Consider the following 17,658-nt stretch of genomic DNA (forward strand, 5'->3'; position numbering starts at 1 on the left):
TTTCTTCCCGAAAAAAATGTGAGCAGTTACGCTCACATTTGTTGTTCTTCTTCATAATCGCACGAAATACATTGTACTTGCACGCCTTTTTTTAACTTTTTCTCTACAAGCATGCCTTCGCACTTCGGACACTTACGACCAATTGGCTTATCCCAAGATACAAAGTCGCATTCCGGATACGTACCGCACCCATAGAAAAGGCGTTTCTTTTTATTACTACGGCGTTCAATAATTTGACCCTTATCACACTTTGGACAAGTAACACCGATTTCTTTCACAATCGGCTTTGTATTACGACAATCTGGGAAATTCGAGCAAGCCATAAATTTCCCGTATTTACCCATTTTAAAGACCATTGGGTGATTACATAATTCACAATCTTCCCCAGCTGGTTCATCTTTAATTTCCACTTCACGCATTTCTTTTTCCGCTTTTTCTAAACGCGGTTCAAAACCTACGTAGAAATCATCAACAATTTTTACCCAATTCGCATTTCCTTCTTCTACTTCATCAAGGCTTTGCTCCATATTGGCAGTAAATTCAATGTTAATAATTTCTGGGAAAAACTCTAAAATAAGTTCAATTACTATTTCACCAAGTTCAGTCGGAACGAAGCGTTTATTATCCAAGCCTACATACCCACGCTTTTGAATCGTTTCAAGTGTAGGTACATATGTCGACGGTCTTCCAATTCCAAGTTCTTCAAGTGTTCTTACTAGGCGAGCCTCTGTATAGCGCGGAGGAGGTTGTGTAAAATGTTGCTTTGGTTCTAAATCCTTTGAAAATACAGTTTCCCCTACTTCTAAAGGCGGCAACATCTTATCCTTTTCTTCAGCACCATCATCTTTTGACTCTACATACACTTTCATAAATCCCGGGAACTTTACAACCGATCCACTTGCACGGAACTGAACATTGTTATTAATGAGTCTCGCTGTCACAGTATCCATTATAGCAGACGCCATTTGACTTGCAACAAATCGCTCCCAAATCAATTTATATAATCGAAGTTGATCACGACCTAAGAAACTTTTTAGTTCCTCTGGCTTTCTCATTACCGAAGTAGGACGAATTGCCTCATGCGCATCTTGTGCATTTGACTTTTTCGTTTCTTTCTTCTTTTCTGTTCCTATGTATTCCGTACCATACGCTTCAGTGATGTAAGTACGAGCCTCTGTTTGAGCTGTTTCTGAGATACGTGTTGAATCAGTTCTCATATACGTAATAAGACCTACAGTTCCTTGTTTTCCAAGATCTATCCCTTCATACAATTGCTGTGCAAGCATCATTGTTTTCTTTGCTCGCATGTTTAACTTACGGGCTGCTTCTTGTTGCAAGGAAGATGTTGTAAACGGTAATGCAGGGTTACGTTTTCGCTCTTTGCGCGTTACATTTTCAACTGAAAACGCATTGTCTTTCATCTGTTCAATTATTTCATTCACTTGCGTTTCATTTGTTAATTGAACTTTTTCACCATCTACACCGTAAAAGCTTGCTTCAAATGTGTCTTTTCCTTTTACAAATTCTGTTTTAATTGTCCAGAATTCTTCAGGTTCAAAGTTTTGAATTTCCCTTTCACGCTCGATGATTAAACGAACTGCTACAGATTGTACACGTCCTGCACTTAATCCTTTTTTTACTTTCTTCCATAATAAAGGACTAATATTGTAACCAACAAGACGATCAAGTATACGTCTTGCTTGTTGTGCATCCACTAAATCCATATTAATTGCACGAGGATGTTTAAATGATTCTTTGATCGCATCTTTCGTAATCTCATTAAACACAACCCGACAATCTGATTCAACGTCCACATTTAACGTATTCGCTAAATGCCAAGCAATCGCTTCCCCTTCACGGTCTGGATCGGCCGCGAGATAGACTTTCTTTGCTTTTTTGGCCGCTGATTTTAAATCTTTTAAGACGGGACCTTTACCACGAATGGTAATATACTTCGGGGTGAAGTTGTTCTTTACTTCTATCCCCATTTGACTTTTTGGCAAATCGCGAACATGTCCCATAGACGCGACAACTTTGTATTTTTTCCCTAAATATTTCTCAATGGTCTTCGCCTTAGAAGGCGACTCCACGATTACGAGGTAATCTGACATGCTAGTGCCTCCTTAAGAGGTGGATTCAAGTCTTCATTAATCTTATTGATTTCTCTTGTTTTTGTCAATCAAGAATGAATATACCATACAGTGCCAATCTACCATTTGTCAATAATTGTTTAATAAAAACATAAAAATATAAGGTTAATTTAAAATCTCTTCCAAGATATCTTCTGCATTTCTTACTAGTTTTGCTCCTTGCTGAATAAGATGATTCGTTCCCGATGCCCCCTCTATAAATATAGGTCCAGGAAGCGCAAATACCTCTCTACTTTGCTCTAACGCAAGGTCCGCAGTAATAAGTGTTCCACTTCTCGATTTCGCTTCTACAACTAAAACACCTTTACTTATACCACTAATAATCCGGTTTCTTTTTGGAAAATACCATTTTTTCGGTGCATAGTGCGGCGGATACTCTGTCAATAACAATATATATTCCTTCCACATTTCATATAAAGGTCTATTTTCTTTCGGATACATAAAAGACAATCCATGCCCTAATATCGCAATAGTCGGGCAATGATGCCTTACTGTAATCTCATGAGACATTGTATCTATCCCTTTTGCAAACCCACTGACAATAAGCCACTCTCTTTCTAATAAAGGGTGTAAAATAAACTTCAAACTCTCATGACCATATAATGATGGTTCTCTCGTTCCAACAACTGCTAATTTATTTATTTTATTCAGGAAATCTTTCTCTCCTTTTCCATATAAAACGAAGGGAGGGTCTTGTATTTCACGTAATAATTGCGGATAATTTTCATCCCATATCGTTATATAAAAAATACGATTTTTCTCTAAATAAGATATATATTGCGGAAGATTTGAACTTTGAAGAAATTTTACTAGTTCTGAAGATTTTTTCGAGGATATTCCAGTGTAGTGTTCCATTTGTTTTTCGTTAAAATTATATATGTTCTCTAATTCTGGATCGACATATAGTAGCCTCTCCATCGCTTTCCAATAATCTGCTAGCAAGTAATGAAGATGTAATAATCTCTCTCTTTTCATCTTGATTCTCCTTACCCATAATTTTTATTATGTAAACAGAAAAAGTCTAAAAAGACACCCTCAAGTAAGAAGGTGTCTTTCAACAGATTAATAGTTTTTACAAGTCTCAAATAAACCTTTTTCTTTTAAAACAGAGATTAGCGTTTCTCCCATAACTGCTGGAGTTTCAGCTACTTTAATGCCACAAGCTTCCATTGTTTTAATCTTTTCAGCAGCAGTTCCTTTACCGCCAGAAATGATTGCACCAGCATGGCCCATACGTTTGCCAGCAGGCGCTGTTTGACCACCAATGAAGCCTACAACAGGTTTTGTCATATTAGCTTTTACCCATTCAGCTGCCTCTTCTTCTGCTGTACCGCCGATTTCACCAATCATAATTACAGCATGTGTTTCTTCATCTTCATTAAATGCTTTTAAAGCATCAATAAAGTCTGTACCGTTAACAGGGTCTCCGCCGATACCTACAGCAGTAGATTGGCCAATACCTTCTTGTGTTAACTGATGTACAGCTTCATACGTTAATGTACCAGAGCGAGATACGATACCAACATGACCTTTTTTATGAATATATCCTGGCATAATACCAATCTTACATTCATCCGGTGTGATTACACCTGGGCAGTTTGGTCCAAGTAAACGTGTATGTTTACCCGCCATATATCTCTTTACGTTTACCATATCTAATACAGGAATCCCTTCAGTAATACATACTACTAAATCAATTTCTGCATCAACAGCTTCCATAATTGCATCTGCCGCAAAAGCGGGTGGAACGTATACAACTGAAGCGTTTGCGCCTGTTGCTTTCACTGCATCTTCTACTGTATCAAATACTGGTACACCTTCAATATCAGTGCCGCCCTTACCTGGTGTTACACCACCGACAATTTTCGTACCGTATTCAATCATTTGTTTTGTATGGAATAAACCTTGAGAACCTGTAATACCTTGAACAATAACTTTTGTATCTTTATTAACTAATACGCTCATTTTTCTCCCCCGCTTTCTATTAGCCCACTAGTGAAACAATTTTTTGTGCACCGTCTGCCATAGATTCTGCTGCAACAATATTTAAGCCAGACTCATTTAAAATTTTCTTACCTAGTTCTACGTTTGTACCTTCAAGACGTACAACTAAAGGTAACTCAAGACCTACTTGTTTCGTTGCTTCAATAACACCTTCTGCAATAACATCACACTTCATAATGCCACCAAAAATGTTAACGAAGATACCTTTTACATTTTTGTCAGAAAGGATAATTTTGAATGCTTCTGTAACTTTTTCTGCAGTTGCACCGCCACCAACATCTAAGAAGTTAGCTGGGTCACCGTGGTAATGTTTAATGATATCCATTGTAGCCATCGCTAAACCTGCACCATTAACCATACAACCGATATTTCCATCTAAAGGAATGTAGTTTAAGTCGTATTTTGAAGCTTCAATTTCTTTTGAATCCTCTTCATCAAGATCACGAAGCTCTAAAATGTCTTTATGGCGATATAATGCATTAGAATCAAAGTTTAATTTTGCATCTAATGCCATAACTTTACCTTCACCTGTTGTAACAAGTGGGTTAATCTCAGCGATAGAGCAATCTTTTTCGATAAACGCACGGTATAAGCCCATCATAAACTTCACAGCTTGTCCTACAAGCTCTTTTGGAATATTGATGTTAAATGCGATTCGGCGCGCTTGGAAACCTTGTAAGCCTACTGCTGGATCAATATATTCTTTAAAGATTTTTTCAGGTGTTTTTTCTGCTACTTCTTCAATTTCTGTTCCGCCTTCTTCAGACGCCATTAAAACAACTTGAGAAGTTGCACGATCTAAAACTAGACCTACATAATATTCTTTTTTAATATCGCAACCTTCTTCGATAAGTAAGCGTTTTACTTCCTTACCTTCAGGACCTGTTTGATGTGTCACAAGTGTAGTTCCTAAAATGCTTTCTGCATATGTACGAACTTCATCTAAATTTTTTGCAACTTTTACTCCGCCAGCTTTGCCGCGTCCACCAGCGTGAATTTGTGCTTTCACTACACATACATCTGTTCCTAATTCTTTCGCCGCTTCTACAGCTTCTTCTACTGTAAATGCAACCTTCCCGTTCGGAACGCTAACCCCATAGCTTCTAAGGACTGCCTTACCTTGGTACTCATGGATATTCATGGTCCCATCCTCCCCTGTTTTCCTGTTTTACTCGAAAAGTTTTTTAATGTTTAAAAAACATTACATTGCCATTGTATAAGATGATTGGCACGCTGTCTACAATAAAGTGTCAGAAAACTGAAATCGCTTTATTCTTTTTCGAAAATAGTAATGTTTATATGCCAAAATAAAAAAATAAGCTGTATATTTACAGCTTATTTTTGAATCATATCTTTAATTGGTGCGAATGACTTGCGGTGTTCATCTAGTACTCCATGCACTTGAATTGCCTCTAAATGTTGCTTTGTGCCATATCCCATATGTTGCTCAAATCCATATTGAGGATACTTCTCTCCCAGTTCTTTCATCATACGATCTCTCGTTACTTTTGCGATAATGGATGCTGCTGAAATCGAAACACTTTTCGCATCACCTTTAATAATTGATGTTTGCGGAATTGGTGTAGGAAGCTTCATCGCATCAATTAATAAATGTTGGGGTGTACAAGATAAATTTGCAACTGCATCTAACATCGCTTGTTTCGTTGCTTGGTAAATATTAATGTCATCAATAACTTGCGGTGATACAATTCCTACTCCAATTGCAATTGCTTGTACTTTTATTTCATCATAAAAACGCTCACGTTTCGCTTCACTCAACTTTTTCGAGTCATTTAACCCTGGAATATAAAAATCCTCAGGAAGAACGACAGCTGCCGTCACAACAGGCCCAGCCAATGGCCCGCGCCCTACTTCATCAATACCCGCGATATATGTGACCCCTTTTTCACGCAAAGCATTTTCATACTTGGACATTTCAAAAAACTTCTCTTTTTCTTTCTGTTCTAACTCTTTTTGTTTATACCACTTCAAAACGAGCTTTTGAACACCTTTTCGATCATCTTTCATTAACAGTTGAAAGCGATCATCTTCTTCATTCATAATTTCTTTCAATACATTTTCTGCTTCTTTTATCGTTATAGTTTGCATTTATACAAGCTCCTTTTTAAACATATCCAAAAAGAAAAGACGCACAAACGCACGTCTTATACTTCTTCTATTTTTTCCACATCTTCTACTTGCTCTGCAAACTCTTCCGGTGTTTCAAACGTCATTTTTCCAAGTTTGCCACCACGAAGCTCACGAAGCACAAGCTCAGATGTCTTATCATAATCAATCATTCCGCCGCCCATTAAGCAGCCTCTATTTTTTCCAATTGCATCGAATAATTCCACAATATCTTCTGGAATCTCATTTAAATTATAGCGTTCTTTCAAGCGTTCTGGATAATGTTTCTCCATAAAACGTAATGCGTAAACAGCTACATCTTGTAAATTTAAAATTGAATCTTTAATTGCACCCGTTGTCGCTAAGCGAAGACCCACTAATTGATCTTCAAATTTAGGCCACAGAATACCTGGTGTATCTAACAATTCCATTTCCTTCCCAACTTTAATCCATTGTTGAGCTGTTGTCACACCTGGACGATCTCCTGTTTTAGCAATATTTTTCTTTGCCAATTTATTAATCAATGTAGATTTACCAACATTTGGTATACCTACAATTAATGCACGAATCGCTCTCGGTCTAATACCTTTTGCAACCATTTTATCAAATTTTTCTTTAACAAGCACTTTACAAGCTGCTGCAATTTCCTTCATGCCTTGTCCAGCTTGCGCGTTAATTGAAATTGCCATATGGCCTTTTTCTTTAAAATATACGATCCATTGTTTTGTTAAACGATCATCTGCCATATCCGCTTTATTTAAAACAACAAGCCTTGGCTTATGTGTAATGATTTCATCAATCATTGGGTTTCGAGATGATAATGGTAATCGAGCATCTACAAGTTCAATTACAACATCAATTAATTTTAATTTCTCCGTTACTTGGCGTCTAGCCTTCGCCATATGCCCTGGAAACCATTGAATTACCATGTTGCCACCTTCTTTTTCATTTATTTCACAATACGTGCGTCTTCTAACGGCCAATATAACATATTAGCTTTACCAATTACTTGATCCATTGAAATCGTACCGATTGAACGGCTATCTTTACTAAAACGACGATTATCACCTAAAACAAATAATTGATCTTTTGGAACGGTTTTCTTGCCTGTCATTTCTTCAAGATTAAAATCATATGTAAGCGGTCCGTCAGCAATTTGCTTTTTCTGCTTGTCTAAATACGGCTCCTCATAAGCCTTTCCGTTAACATACAGTTTATCATTACGATACTCTATTTCATCGCCTGGCAGGCCTATAATGCGCTTAATGTAATCTTTATCTTCTGTTGCTCGAAATACGATAATATCAAAGCGTTTTGGATCTCCAATGTGATAACCAATTTTATTCACAATCATTCGATCACGATCATGTAAAGTAGGTGCCATCGATACCCCGTCTACGAGAATTGGCGCAAAGAAAAACTGTCTAATAACACCAGCTAATACAACAGCAATCAAAATTGCTTTAATCCATTCCCAAAGTGAACTCTTCTCTTTTTTCATGCATTTCCCCTCCACGGTTATGTAAACTGCTCGTATTATACCAAAATTTCATATAGATTGGAAAAAGGGAGCTTGTGCATTTACAAGCTCCCATACATGTCTTATCGAATTTCTTTAATACGTGCTTTTTTACCGCGAAGGTTACGTAAGTAGTATAACTTAGCACGACGTACTTTACCACGGCGAAGTACTTCGATTTTCGCGATTCTTGGCGTGTGAACTGGGAATGTACGCTCAACACCTACACCGTAAGAAATCTTACGAACTGTGAATGTTTCACTGATTCCGCCACCACGACGTTTAATTACAACACCTTCGAAAAGCTGAATTCTTTCACGAGTTCCCTCAACAACTTTTACGTGTACACGTAAAGTGTCACCAGGACGGAATGAAGGAAGGTCAGTTTTTAATTGGCCTTTTGTAATTTCTGCGATTAATTGTTGCATATTAAATTCTCTCCTTTAAACAGATGCTCTTATAAAGTCTTAATAAATTACAGCGGAACATCGTTAATACGGCTACTGATTTCAGTAGCACAAATGTTATAATAGCATATTACTAGGCCTGTTGCAATAGCAAATATATGAAGTTATTACTGCTCTCGCTTTATTTCCTCAAGCCATTTTTTCTCTTGTTTAGATAGCTCTCTCTCATCTAATAAATCAGGTCTACGCGTATACGTTCGGCGCAAAGATTCCTTATGTCGCCATTCATCAATGTTTTTATGATTCCCTGACATTAATACATCCGGTACCTTCATACCACGAAAATCAGCTGGACGTGTATAATGAGGATGCTCTAATAAACCTGTACTAAACGAATCCTCTACTTGTGAAGCATGATTTCCTAGCACACCTGGCAAGAGACGTACCACACTATCAGTAATAACCATAGAGGCTAATTCTCCGCCCGTTAATACATAGTCACCAATAGAAATCTCATCCGTTACGAGATGCTCACGAATTCGTTCGTCATATCCTTCATAATGCCCACATACGAAGATTAAATGTTCTTCCCCTGCAAGCTCTTCCGCTTTCTTCTGCGTAAATCTTTCGCCCTGCGGACACATTAAGACAACTCTCGGCTTACGCTCTGTCTCTTTCGTCAAATCTTCTACAGCATCAAAAATAGGCTGAGGAGTAAGCACCATACCAGCTCCTCCGCCGTAAGGATAATCGTCTACGCTATTATGCTTACTTGTTGTATAATCACGAAAGTTAACAACACGAAGGTTTACCGCTTCTTTTTCTTGCGCCTTCTTTAATATAGAAGATCCAAATACACCGGTAAACATGTCTGGGAACAACGTTAAAATATCAATTTTCATTATAGCAGCCCTTCCATTACATGAATGGTTACTAATTTATTTTCAATATTAACTTGAAGTACAACATCATCGATATAAGGAATTAAGAGATCTTGACCCTTCGGGCGTTTAATTACCCAAACATCATTTGCACCAGGAGATAGAATCTCTTTGATTGTCCCTAGCGCTTCTCCTTCTTCCGTTACAACACTGCAACCAATAATTTCATGATAGTAGTATTCACCTTCAGCAAGTTCGCCTAACTGCTCTTCTGGTACTTTTATTAAAGAACCTTTAAACTTCTCTACTTCATCTACATTGTTATATCCTTCAAATGTTAATAAATCGAATGTCTTATGTTGGCGATGAGAAGTTACCTTCACCGGAAGATAGTCTGTGCCTTTCTCATTCGATATGTATAGCGTGTTTCCTACTTTATATCGCTCTTCTGGAAAATCAGTACGAGAAATAACACGGATTTCTCCTCTTACGCCATGAGTATTTACAATTTTCCCTACGTTAAACCATTTTGTCATAAATAGTATGTCACCCCTGGTTTCTATATAAATTAAGCATCTCCATTTCGCAGATGGAACATGCAATCTCTATTTAAATGTTAAAAAAGGGAGAGGAATAACTCCTCGCCCTTTTTACGTTTATTGAATTTCCAGTGTTACTTTTTCATCATTATGATGTCCCACTGAATACAAGAGCATTCGAATCGCTTTCGCAACTCTCCCTTGCTTTCCAATGACTTTTCCAACATCCTCAGGATGTACAGTTAATCGATACTTTATCTCTCCGTTGCAAAGTTCCTGTGTAACTTTTACATCTTCAGGATAATCGACAAGAGGCTTGACAATCGTCTCGACTAACTTCTTCATAGTCATTGCCTCAATTACTTACCTTGTTTAGATAAGTGGAATTTCTCCATGATACCTTGGTTAGAGAATAAGTTACGAACTGTATCAGATGGTTTAGCACCATTTCCTAACCATTTTAATGCTGCTTCTTCGTTGATCTTAACTTCAGCTGGTTGAGCAACTGGATTGTAAGTTCCGATTTCCTCAATGAAACGTCCGTCACGAGGAGAACGAGAATCTGCAACAACTACACGATAGAAAGGAGTTTTTTTAGCTCCCATACGTTTTAAACGAATTTTAACTGCCATTTATAAAGCACCTCCGAATTTATTTCACACAGATAATTATATTAGCAAAAAGACTATTGCTTTGTAAAGTATTTTTTCTTAACAGAGCCATCTTTTTTTCCTTACATGAATGGAAACTTCAATCCACCTAGTCCTTTTTTCTTACCTTTTTGCATTCCCGTCATCGTCTTCATCATTTTTTTCATGTCATCGAATTGCTTAATTAGACGATTGATTTCTTGTACAGTTGTACCGCTACCTTTGGCAATGCGCTTTTTGCGACTAGCATTGATTATTTCCGGTTGTTCTCGTTCTAATTTAGTCATAGAACGAATAATTGCCTCAATATGCCCAATTTGTTTTTCATCAACTTGCGCATTTTTCAGCCCTTTAATTTTATTTGCACCAGGAAGCATTCCTAACAATTCATCAAGCGGCCCAAGTTGGCGCACTTGTCCAAGTTGTTCTAGGAAATCGTCAAGCGTAAACGAAAGCGTACGCATTTTTTGCTCAAGTTCTTTTGCTTTCTCTTCATCAACTGTAGCTTGCGCTTTTTCAATTAACGTTAAGACATCGCCCATCCCTAAAATACGGGATGCCATACGCTCTGGATGGAACGCTTCAATTGCATCTAGTTTTTCACCCATACCAGCAAATTTAATCGGCGTGTTTGTTACAGCCTTAATAGATAATGCAGCACCACCGCGCGTATCACCATCTAATTTCGTTAATACAACACCTGTTAAACCTAACTGTTCATGGAAACTTTGTGCAACATTTACCGCGTCTTGCCCCGTCATCGCATCGACAACAAGGAAAATTTCATCCGGTTTCGCAACTTCTTTCACTTTCGCTAATTCATCCATTAATTCTTCATCAATATGCAGGCGACCCGCTGTATCGATTAAAACATAATCGTGATGATCTTCTTTTGCTTTTGCAATCGCTTGTTTCGCAATTTCAACAGGACTTACTTGATCTCCTAAAGAAAATACAGGCATGTCCAATTGCTTCCCTAATGTTTCAAGCTGTTTAATCGCTGCTGGACGGTAAATATCCGCTGCAACAAGCATCGGTTTACGATTATGCTTTTTACGAAGCAAATTCGCAAGCTTACCTGTCGTCGTTGTTTTACCCGCACCTTGCAGACCAACCATCATAATAACAGTCGGTGGCTTATTAGCAACAGCAATTTTGCTTTGCTCTCCGCCCATAAGTTCTGTAAGTTCTTCCTGTACAACTTTAATTACTTGTTGTCCAGGTGTCAAACTTTTCATTACATCTTGTCCGACAGCACGTTCAGACACACGCTTCACAAAATCTTTTACTACTTTAAAGTTAACATCCGCTTCTAAAAGAGCTAGACGAACTTCTCTCATCATTTCTTTCACATCGGCTTCAGAAACTTTTCCTTTGCCGCGGATTTTTTGCATTGTCTGTTGAAGTCGGTCGGCTAATCCTTCAAATGCCATATTGCCGCCCTCCTAATCTAATTTTTCGATAGCTTCAACAACTTGTTTCATTTCTTCATTCACATGCTCTTCTTCGCTGATTAGCTGTTTTAGCTTTGCAACAAGTCGCTGTCGCTCTTGAAACTTTTGAAGTAATACTAATTTTTCTTCATATTCTTCAAGCATCGCTTCAGTCCGTTTAATGTTATCATACACGGCTTGGCGACTTACATCAAATTCTTCCGCAATTTCACCAAGAGATAAATCATCTAGATAATAAAGCGACATATAACTTCTTTGTTTTTGCGTTAACAACGATTGATAAAAATCAAATAAATAGTTCATTCTCGTTGTTTTTTCGAGCATGTTGGATCATCCTTTGTTAAGTGATTTCCCTTTACATGAATTAGTTTACATGTAGTCCAAAAGAGTGTCAAGTTTTTTTCTTAACATCATATATTTTTTATAGAAAAAGAAGCGGAAATACCGCTTCTTTCGCTTATACTTCTTCTGTTTCTACTAAGTTCGCAAATAAACCATACACATATTGTTCTGGATCAAACTGCTGCAAGTCATCCATTTGCTCTCCTAATCCAACAAACTTCACCGGTACATCCATTTCGTTACGAATCGCTAATACAATACCACCTTTAGCAGTTCCATCTAACTTCGTTAAAACAATACCAGTTACATTCGTTGCTTCACGGAATGTTTTCGCTTGGCTTAAACCGTTTTGTCCTGTTGTTGCATCAATAACAAGCAATACTTCATGAGGAGCACCTGGTACTTCACGCTCAATTACACGCTTCACCTTCTCTAACTCTTTCATTAAGTTCACTTTATTTTGCAAGCGTCCTGCTGTGTCACATAGTAATACATCTACCTTACGTGCTTTCGCCGCTTGTACAGCGTCATACATAACCGCCGCTGGATCAGATCCAGATCCTTGTTTAATCACTTCTACACCAACGCGATCGCCCCATACTTCTAATTGTTCAATCGCTCCAGCACGGAATGTGTCTCCTGCCGCCAATAGGACTGACTTACCTTCTGATTTAAACTTATGCGCCAGTTTACCAATTGTCGTCGTTTTTCCTACACCATTAACACCAACAAATAAAACGACCGTTAATTGGTCCTCTTGCATATTAATTTCGTTACTAAAATCGCTGTCACCTTTGTAAATTCCTACTAGTTTTTCTGAAATAACAGCTTGTACTTCTTTTGGATCTTGAATGTTACGACGTTGTACTTCTTCTTTCAATTGGTCAATTAATTCCATTACCGTCGCAACGCCAACGTCTGCACCGATTAAAATTTCTTCTAACTCTTCGAAGAAATCTTCGTCCACTTTACGGTAACGATACACTAAATCATTCACTTTATCCGCAAATGAATTTCTCGTTTTTTCTAATCCTTGTTTAAATTTCTCTGTAACTGTATCCGTTTGTTTTGAAATTTTTTCTTTTAGTTTTTTAAAAAAACTCATACTTTCCCATCCTTCCTATTCACTTGCAATAAGTTCTTCTCCGGCGTCTAAACGAACCGAAACAAGTTTAGATACCCCCGATTCTTGCATTGTTACACCGTACAACACATCAGACTCTTCCATTGTACCTTTTCTATGTGTAATTACAATAAACTGCGTCTCATCACTGAATTTCTTTAAATACTGTGCAAAACGAGCTACATTCGCCTCATCAAGGGCTGCCTCTACCTCATCTAGTACACAGAACGGTACTGGGCGTACTTTTAAAATACCAAATAAAAGCGCAATTGCTGTTAAAGCACGCTCTCCACCTGAAAGTAAACCTAAGTTCTGCAGTTTCTTCCCTGGCGGTTGTGCTACAATATCAATACCCGTATTTAGTAAATCCTCTGGATTAGTCATTACTAAATCCGCTCTACCGCCTCCAAATAATTCAGAGAATACCGATTGAAACTCCATTCTAATGCCTTCAAACGTAGTAGAAAAGCGTTTTTTCATTTCTTCATCCATTTCGGTAATAAGCTGGTGCAATGTCGCTTTCGCTTCTTCTAAGTCGTCTCTCTGCTCTAGTAAGAATGTATGACGCTCCGCTACACGTTCATATTCATCAATTGCCCCTAGGTTCACTGTACCTAACTCTTCTATGGATAATTTGATTAATTTTACTTTCTTACGCGCATCTTCTGCAGGCATTGTCATTGTATATTTTAGTTTTGCCGCTTCAAATGAAATCGTATATGTTTCACGTAAATGTTGTAATCTATTTTCCAACTCTACATCCAGTCGATTTATTCTCACTTCTTGATCTTTCAACATTTCAAGAACATATTTATGTTTACCTGTCGTTTCTTTCAAATTGCGCTCTAAATGTTCTACTCTCTCTTGCAACGATACACGTTGTTCACGACGAGAGCGAATTAATTCTGAAGTTTGATTACGATCATATGCTTTCTTCTCAATCATATTCGTAATTTGCTCTTCACCACTTGAATTAGATGTCATTTCTTGTTTTAAGAACGCTAAATCCTCTTTCGTTTTTACAAGTGTCGCATCCGTTTCTTCTTTTTCCTTCGTCAATCGTTCAACTTTTTCTTTTTGATTAGATAAGCGTTGTTGCTTTTCAGCTGCCAGCACTTTTAACTCAGTCATTTCTTTTTGAACTTTTTCTTTCGAAGAATGTTGCTCACTTTTTTGTTTTGTTAAAGCTACAATTTTACTATCTAACTTAGTGATTTCAGCTTGAAGATTCGTTAAAACCCCTTCTAACTCCTCTTTACGCCCTTGCATTTTTACTCGATCTTGTAAAAACCCTTCAATCTCTAAATCATAAATAGACAACCGATCATTAATACGATGTTCTTCTAATTCTAAACGATTAATCTCTTCTCTTAATTTCTGCTCATCTACACGATCTGCTTCTACAGTTTGCCTTAGTTCGCGTATTTTCACTTCTTTTTCTTGAATCTCTTGTTTTACTGCTTTAACAAAGTTTTCTAACTTCGTTGTTTTTTCTTCCATATCAGTTAACTTGCGAGTCCACTCTTCCAGTTCACGTTGGCGTCCTAATAAAGAAGATTTCGCTTGCTTTACCGCCCCACCAGTCATAGAACCGCCAGGATTCACGACGTCACCTTCGATTGTTACAATGCGATAACGGTATTGCAGTTGTTTCGCCAACTCATTTGCTCCACGTAAATCTTTCGCAACAATAACAGTACCTAATAAATTTGAAACTACATTTTCATATTTATTGTTGTACTGCACAAGTTCTGCCGCCACACCTACAAACGATGGGTGTTGATTTGCAATGCGTAATTGCTCAAATGATAACGATCTGCTTTTAATAACAGCTTGCGGTAAAAACGTTGCACGTCCATGTTTATTTTGCTTTAGAAATGCAATCGCATTACGAGCATGTTCCTCTGTTTGTACAACAATATGCTGCATCGCTGCACCTAGAGCGATTTCCATTGCAACTTCGTATTCTTTCGGTACCGTTAACAGTTCCGCAACAGCACCCTCGATACCTTGCAACCTATTTTCTCTAGCTTTCAATACTTCACGTACACCTTGATAGAATCCAGAATAATCTTCTTGCATCTCTTCAAGCATTTCTTTTCGAGAACGTGCCTGTTGCACAAATTGATATGCTTGATACAGTTTTGTTTCATTTTCACTATACTGCGTCTTACATTTCCCAAGCGCCGCCTCTGTCTTCTGTATATTTGAGAGAATGCCAGCTACTTTTTCTTTCGCTTGTTCGTAACTTTCTACAAGTTTCGTCTTTTTCGCTGTAATTTCCATACGCATTTCTACATATTTCGCATTCTCTTCATCTAGACGCTCGTTTTTAGACGTTTGCTGTTTCGATTGTTCTTCAATCATAGATAATTCATTACGATGACTAGCTTGTTGATTTAAAAGCTCAATATAGTCACCTTTTAAATTCTCAATCTGTTCCTCTAAATTGTCAGCAAAAGTAGCAAGCAGTTGCTCATTATCATGCAATTTTTGCTCCAACTCTTTTACTTCATTCACAAATTGCATTAAAGATTCTGTACTTGACTCAATCTCACCATCGTAACTTTTAGCTTTCTCAGTTAATTCAACAATTAACTGAGAAAGTTGCGCACAATGCGTCGTAGCATTTTGCTTTCTTTCTTTTAACAACTCACGCTGCCCTTCTAGTTTTTCTAGCTCTTTACTAGAAAGAAGAAGTACTTCTTGCAACGAGTCTACAGACTCGTCTACCGCTTGTAATTGTCCTCGTAATTCCTCAAGCTCTTCTTCACTTTTTTGTAAATCCGTTGACATTTTAGCTTCTTCGTTTTTATTATGCCCAAACTGATTTCGAAGCGCTTCCCATTTCTCATGCAATTCTTCAATTTCATGAACAATAAGCGCAGCTTCTACTTTCTCTAATTCTTCTTTATTCTCAAGATAATCTTTCGCAATAGAAGCTTGTCTTTCTAAAGGTTCTACTTGACTACTTAATTCATGAATTATATCTTGTACACGATTTAAGTTTTCTTGTGTTTCTGCTAGTTTCCCTTCAGCTTTCTTTTTGCGAAGTTTGTATTTTAGTACGCCTGCCGCTTCTTCAAATACACCTCGACGCTCTTCTGACTTACTACTTAAAATCTCTTCCACTTTCCCCTGGCTAATAATTGAAAAAGCTTCTCTTCCCATACCAGAGTCCATAAATAAATCGATAATATCTTTCAATCTACATGATTGTTTATTAATATAAAAATCACTATCACCTGAACGAGATACACGACGTGTTACACACACCTCATTGTATTCAATTGGTAAACGTTGATCTTCATTATTTAAAGTTATTGTTACTTCAGCAACATTAACCGCTCTCCTCGTATCACTGCCTGCAAAAATAATATCCTCCATCTTTGCACCACGTAATGATTTTGCAGATTGTTCACCAAGTACCCAGCGAATTGCATCAGTAATATTACTTTTCCCGCTTCCATTAGGTCCTACTACAGAAGTTACACCTGGGACAAAATCAACAGATACACGCTCAGCAAAAGACTTAAACCCTGCTATTTCTAATCTTTTTAAAAACACGAAAGGCCTTCCTCCTATTCTCCGTCGTTATAAATGTTCTCTATACAAAAACAAGTATTATACGGATTTACCTTCTTTTTCTTTATAAACAAAAAGAAAGTTTCATTCTATGCATAAGGAATCCCCCTCATTCAAAGGGGGATTCCTTATAGTTGTTCTTTTAATTTTTTCAATGCTTCTGCAGCAGCTTGTTGCTCTGCTTCTTTTTTCGACTTACCACTACCAAGACCTAAAGCTACGTTATTTAACGTAACACGTGACACAAATTCTCGATTGTGAGCTGGTCCTTTTTCTTGCAAAATTTGATACTCAACATTGCCACTGCCATCACGCTGAATCAATTCTTGCAACTGACTCTTATAATCCATCACATGAGAAAAAGCACCCTCATTAATTTTCGGATATACAATTTCTTTCAAGAATTCCCAAACTGTTTCTAGCCCTTGATCAAGATAAAGGGCACCAATAAACGCTTCAAAGACATCCGCTAATAAAGCTGGTCGTTCACGTCCACCTGTCATTTCTTCACCTTTTCCTAATAAAACGAGGCTGCCAAATGACAATTCGTTCGCAAAACGAACAAGAGATGGCTCACATACAATAGCTGCACGTAGTTTTGTTAACTCTCCTTCGCTCATTGTCGGATATTTTTGAAACAGATACTGTGATACAGTCAGTTCCAATACTGCATCTCCAAGAAATTCAAGACGCTCATTATCTTCATGCGGTTTTTTTCGATGCTCATTCACATACGATGAATGCGTAAATGCTTGAATCAATAATTTTTCATCTGTAAACGTAATACCTATCTTTTCTTGAAACACTTTAAATGCTTCACGATATTTTGTTTCGTATTTTTTTTCTCTATATTTTCGGTACGGCATAGGTCCCTCCA

17 protein-coding genes are annotated in these 17,658 nt (G+C 37.5%); all 17 read right to left on the bottom strand.

Annotation, left to right across the window (positions count from 1 at the left end; all coding sequences use genetic code 11):
- Positions 1-32 precede the first annotated feature (32 nt).
- The 17 genes from topA to rncS all read right to left on the bottom strand — a co-directional run bounded on the left by topA (position 33) and on the right by rncS (position 17,647).
- Entirely contained in the window at positions 33-2,111 is a 2,079-nt protein-coding gene (gene topA, locus ACQGSG_RS00330) for a type I DNA topoisomerase (protein WP_001286963.1), read from the bottom strand.
- Positions 2,112-2,255: 144 nt separating this feature from the next.
- Positions 2,256-3,125: a DNA-processing protein DprA gene (gene dprA / locus ACQGSG_RS00335; RefSeq protein WP_098508283.1), complete on the bottom strand. Its 870-nt coding sequence runs from the start codon at positions 3,123-3,125 to the stop codon at positions 2,256-2,258.
- Positions 3,126-3,212: 87 nt separating this feature from the next.
- Positions 3,213-4,115 (bottom strand): succinate--CoA ligase subunit alpha, encoded by a 903-nt coding sequence (gene sucD / locus ACQGSG_RS00340; RefSeq protein WP_000115178.1) that lies wholly within the window; start codon positions 4,113-4,115, stop codon positions 3,213-3,215.
- A gap of 19 nt (positions 4,116-4,134) precedes the next feature.
- Positions 4,135-5,295: an ADP-forming succinate--CoA ligase subunit beta gene (gene sucC, locus ACQGSG_RS00345; protein ID WP_001020791.1), complete on the bottom strand. Its 1,161-nt coding sequence runs from the start codon at positions 5,293-5,295 to the stop codon at positions 4,135-4,137.
- 194 nt (positions 5,296-5,489) lie between these two features.
- Complete coding sequence (locus ACQGSG_RS00350) at positions 5,490-6,263, bottom strand: ribonuclease HII (protein WP_001193513.1); 774 nt, start codon at positions 6,261-6,263, stop codon at positions 5,490-5,492.
- 56 nt (positions 6,264-6,319) lie between these two features.
- Positions 6,320-7,210: a ribosome biogenesis GTPase YlqF gene (ylqF, locus tag ACQGSG_RS00355; RefSeq protein WP_098601454.1), complete on the bottom strand. Its 891-nt coding sequence runs from the start codon at positions 7,208-7,210 to the stop codon at positions 6,320-6,322.
- 20 nt (positions 7,211-7,230) lie between these two features.
- Positions 7,231-7,782: a signal peptidase I gene (gene lepB, locus ACQGSG_RS00360; protein ID WP_000711853.1), complete on the bottom strand. Its 552-nt coding sequence runs from the start codon at positions 7,780-7,782 to the stop codon at positions 7,231-7,233.
- Between the two features lie 101 nt (positions 7,783-7,883).
- Positions 7,884-8,228: a 50S ribosomal protein L19 gene (rplS, locus tag ACQGSG_RS00365; protein ID WP_001186516.1), complete on the bottom strand. Its 345-nt coding sequence runs from the start codon at positions 8,226-8,228 to the stop codon at positions 7,884-7,886.
- A 146-nt stretch (positions 8,229-8,374) separates the two neighbouring features.
- Entirely contained in the window at positions 8,375-9,109 is a 735-nt protein-coding gene (gene trmD, locus ACQGSG_RS00370) for a tRNA (guanosine(37)-N1)-methyltransferase TrmD (protein ID WP_000686903.1), read from the bottom strand.
- Complete coding sequence (gene rimM / locus ACQGSG_RS00375) at positions 9,109-9,624, bottom strand: ribosome maturation factor RimM (protein WP_000170278.1); 516 nt, start codon at positions 9,622-9,624, stop codon at positions 9,109-9,111. Before rimM ends, trmD begins: the two co-directional genes overlap by 1 nt.
- Before the next feature lie 120 nt (positions 9,625-9,744).
- Positions 9,745-9,972 carry a KH domain-containing protein gene (locus ACQGSG_RS00380; RefSeq protein ID WP_000737401.1) on the bottom strand — a complete coding sequence of 76 codons (228 nt, stop codon included), beginning with the start codon at positions 9,970-9,972 and terminating at the stop codon, positions 9,745-9,747.
- Between the two features lie 14 nt (positions 9,973-9,986).
- Complete coding sequence (rpsP, locus tag ACQGSG_RS00385) at positions 9,987-10,259, bottom strand: 30S ribosomal protein S16 (RefSeq protein ID WP_000268750.1); 273 nt, start codon at positions 10,257-10,259, stop codon at positions 9,987-9,989.
- Positions 10,260-10,360: 101 nt separating this feature from the next.
- Complete coding sequence (gene ffh / locus ACQGSG_RS00390; RefSeq protein WP_000863460.1) at positions 10,361-11,710, bottom strand: signal recognition particle protein; 1,350 nt, start codon at positions 11,708-11,710, stop codon at positions 10,361-10,363.
- Between the two features lie 12 nt (positions 11,711-11,722).
- The gene (locus tag ACQGSG_RS00395; protein ID WP_000891062.1) at positions 11,723-12,055 is read right to left on the bottom strand and encodes a putative DNA-binding protein; all 333 of its coding nucleotides are present in this window, start codon (positions 12,053-12,055) and stop codon (positions 11,723-11,725) included.
- 133 nt (positions 12,056-12,188) lie between these two features.
- Positions 12,189-13,178, bottom strand: a complete 990-nt coding sequence (gene ftsY, locus ACQGSG_RS00400; RefSeq protein WP_000007655.1) for a signal recognition particle-docking protein FtsY — start codon at positions 13,176-13,178, stop codon at positions 12,189-12,191.
- 15 nt (positions 13,179-13,193) lie between these two features.
- Entirely contained in the window at positions 13,194-16,763 is a 3,570-nt protein-coding gene (smc, locus tag ACQGSG_RS00405) for a chromosome segregation protein SMC (protein ID WP_325842592.1), read from the bottom strand.
- Between the two features lie 146 nt (positions 16,764-16,909).
- On the bottom strand, positions 16,910-17,647 hold the full coding sequence (rncS, locus tag ACQGSG_RS00410; protein WP_001146875.1) for a ribonuclease III: 738 nt from the start codon (positions 17,645-17,647) through the stop codon (positions 16,910-16,912).
- Positions 17,648-17,658: the final 11 nt, after the last annotated feature.

It is taken from the genome of Bacillus sp. GMa5/1, assembly GCF_050172015.1.
GTDB lineage: Bacteria > Bacillota > Bacilli > Bacillales > Bacillaceae_G > Bacillus_A > Bacillus_A cereus.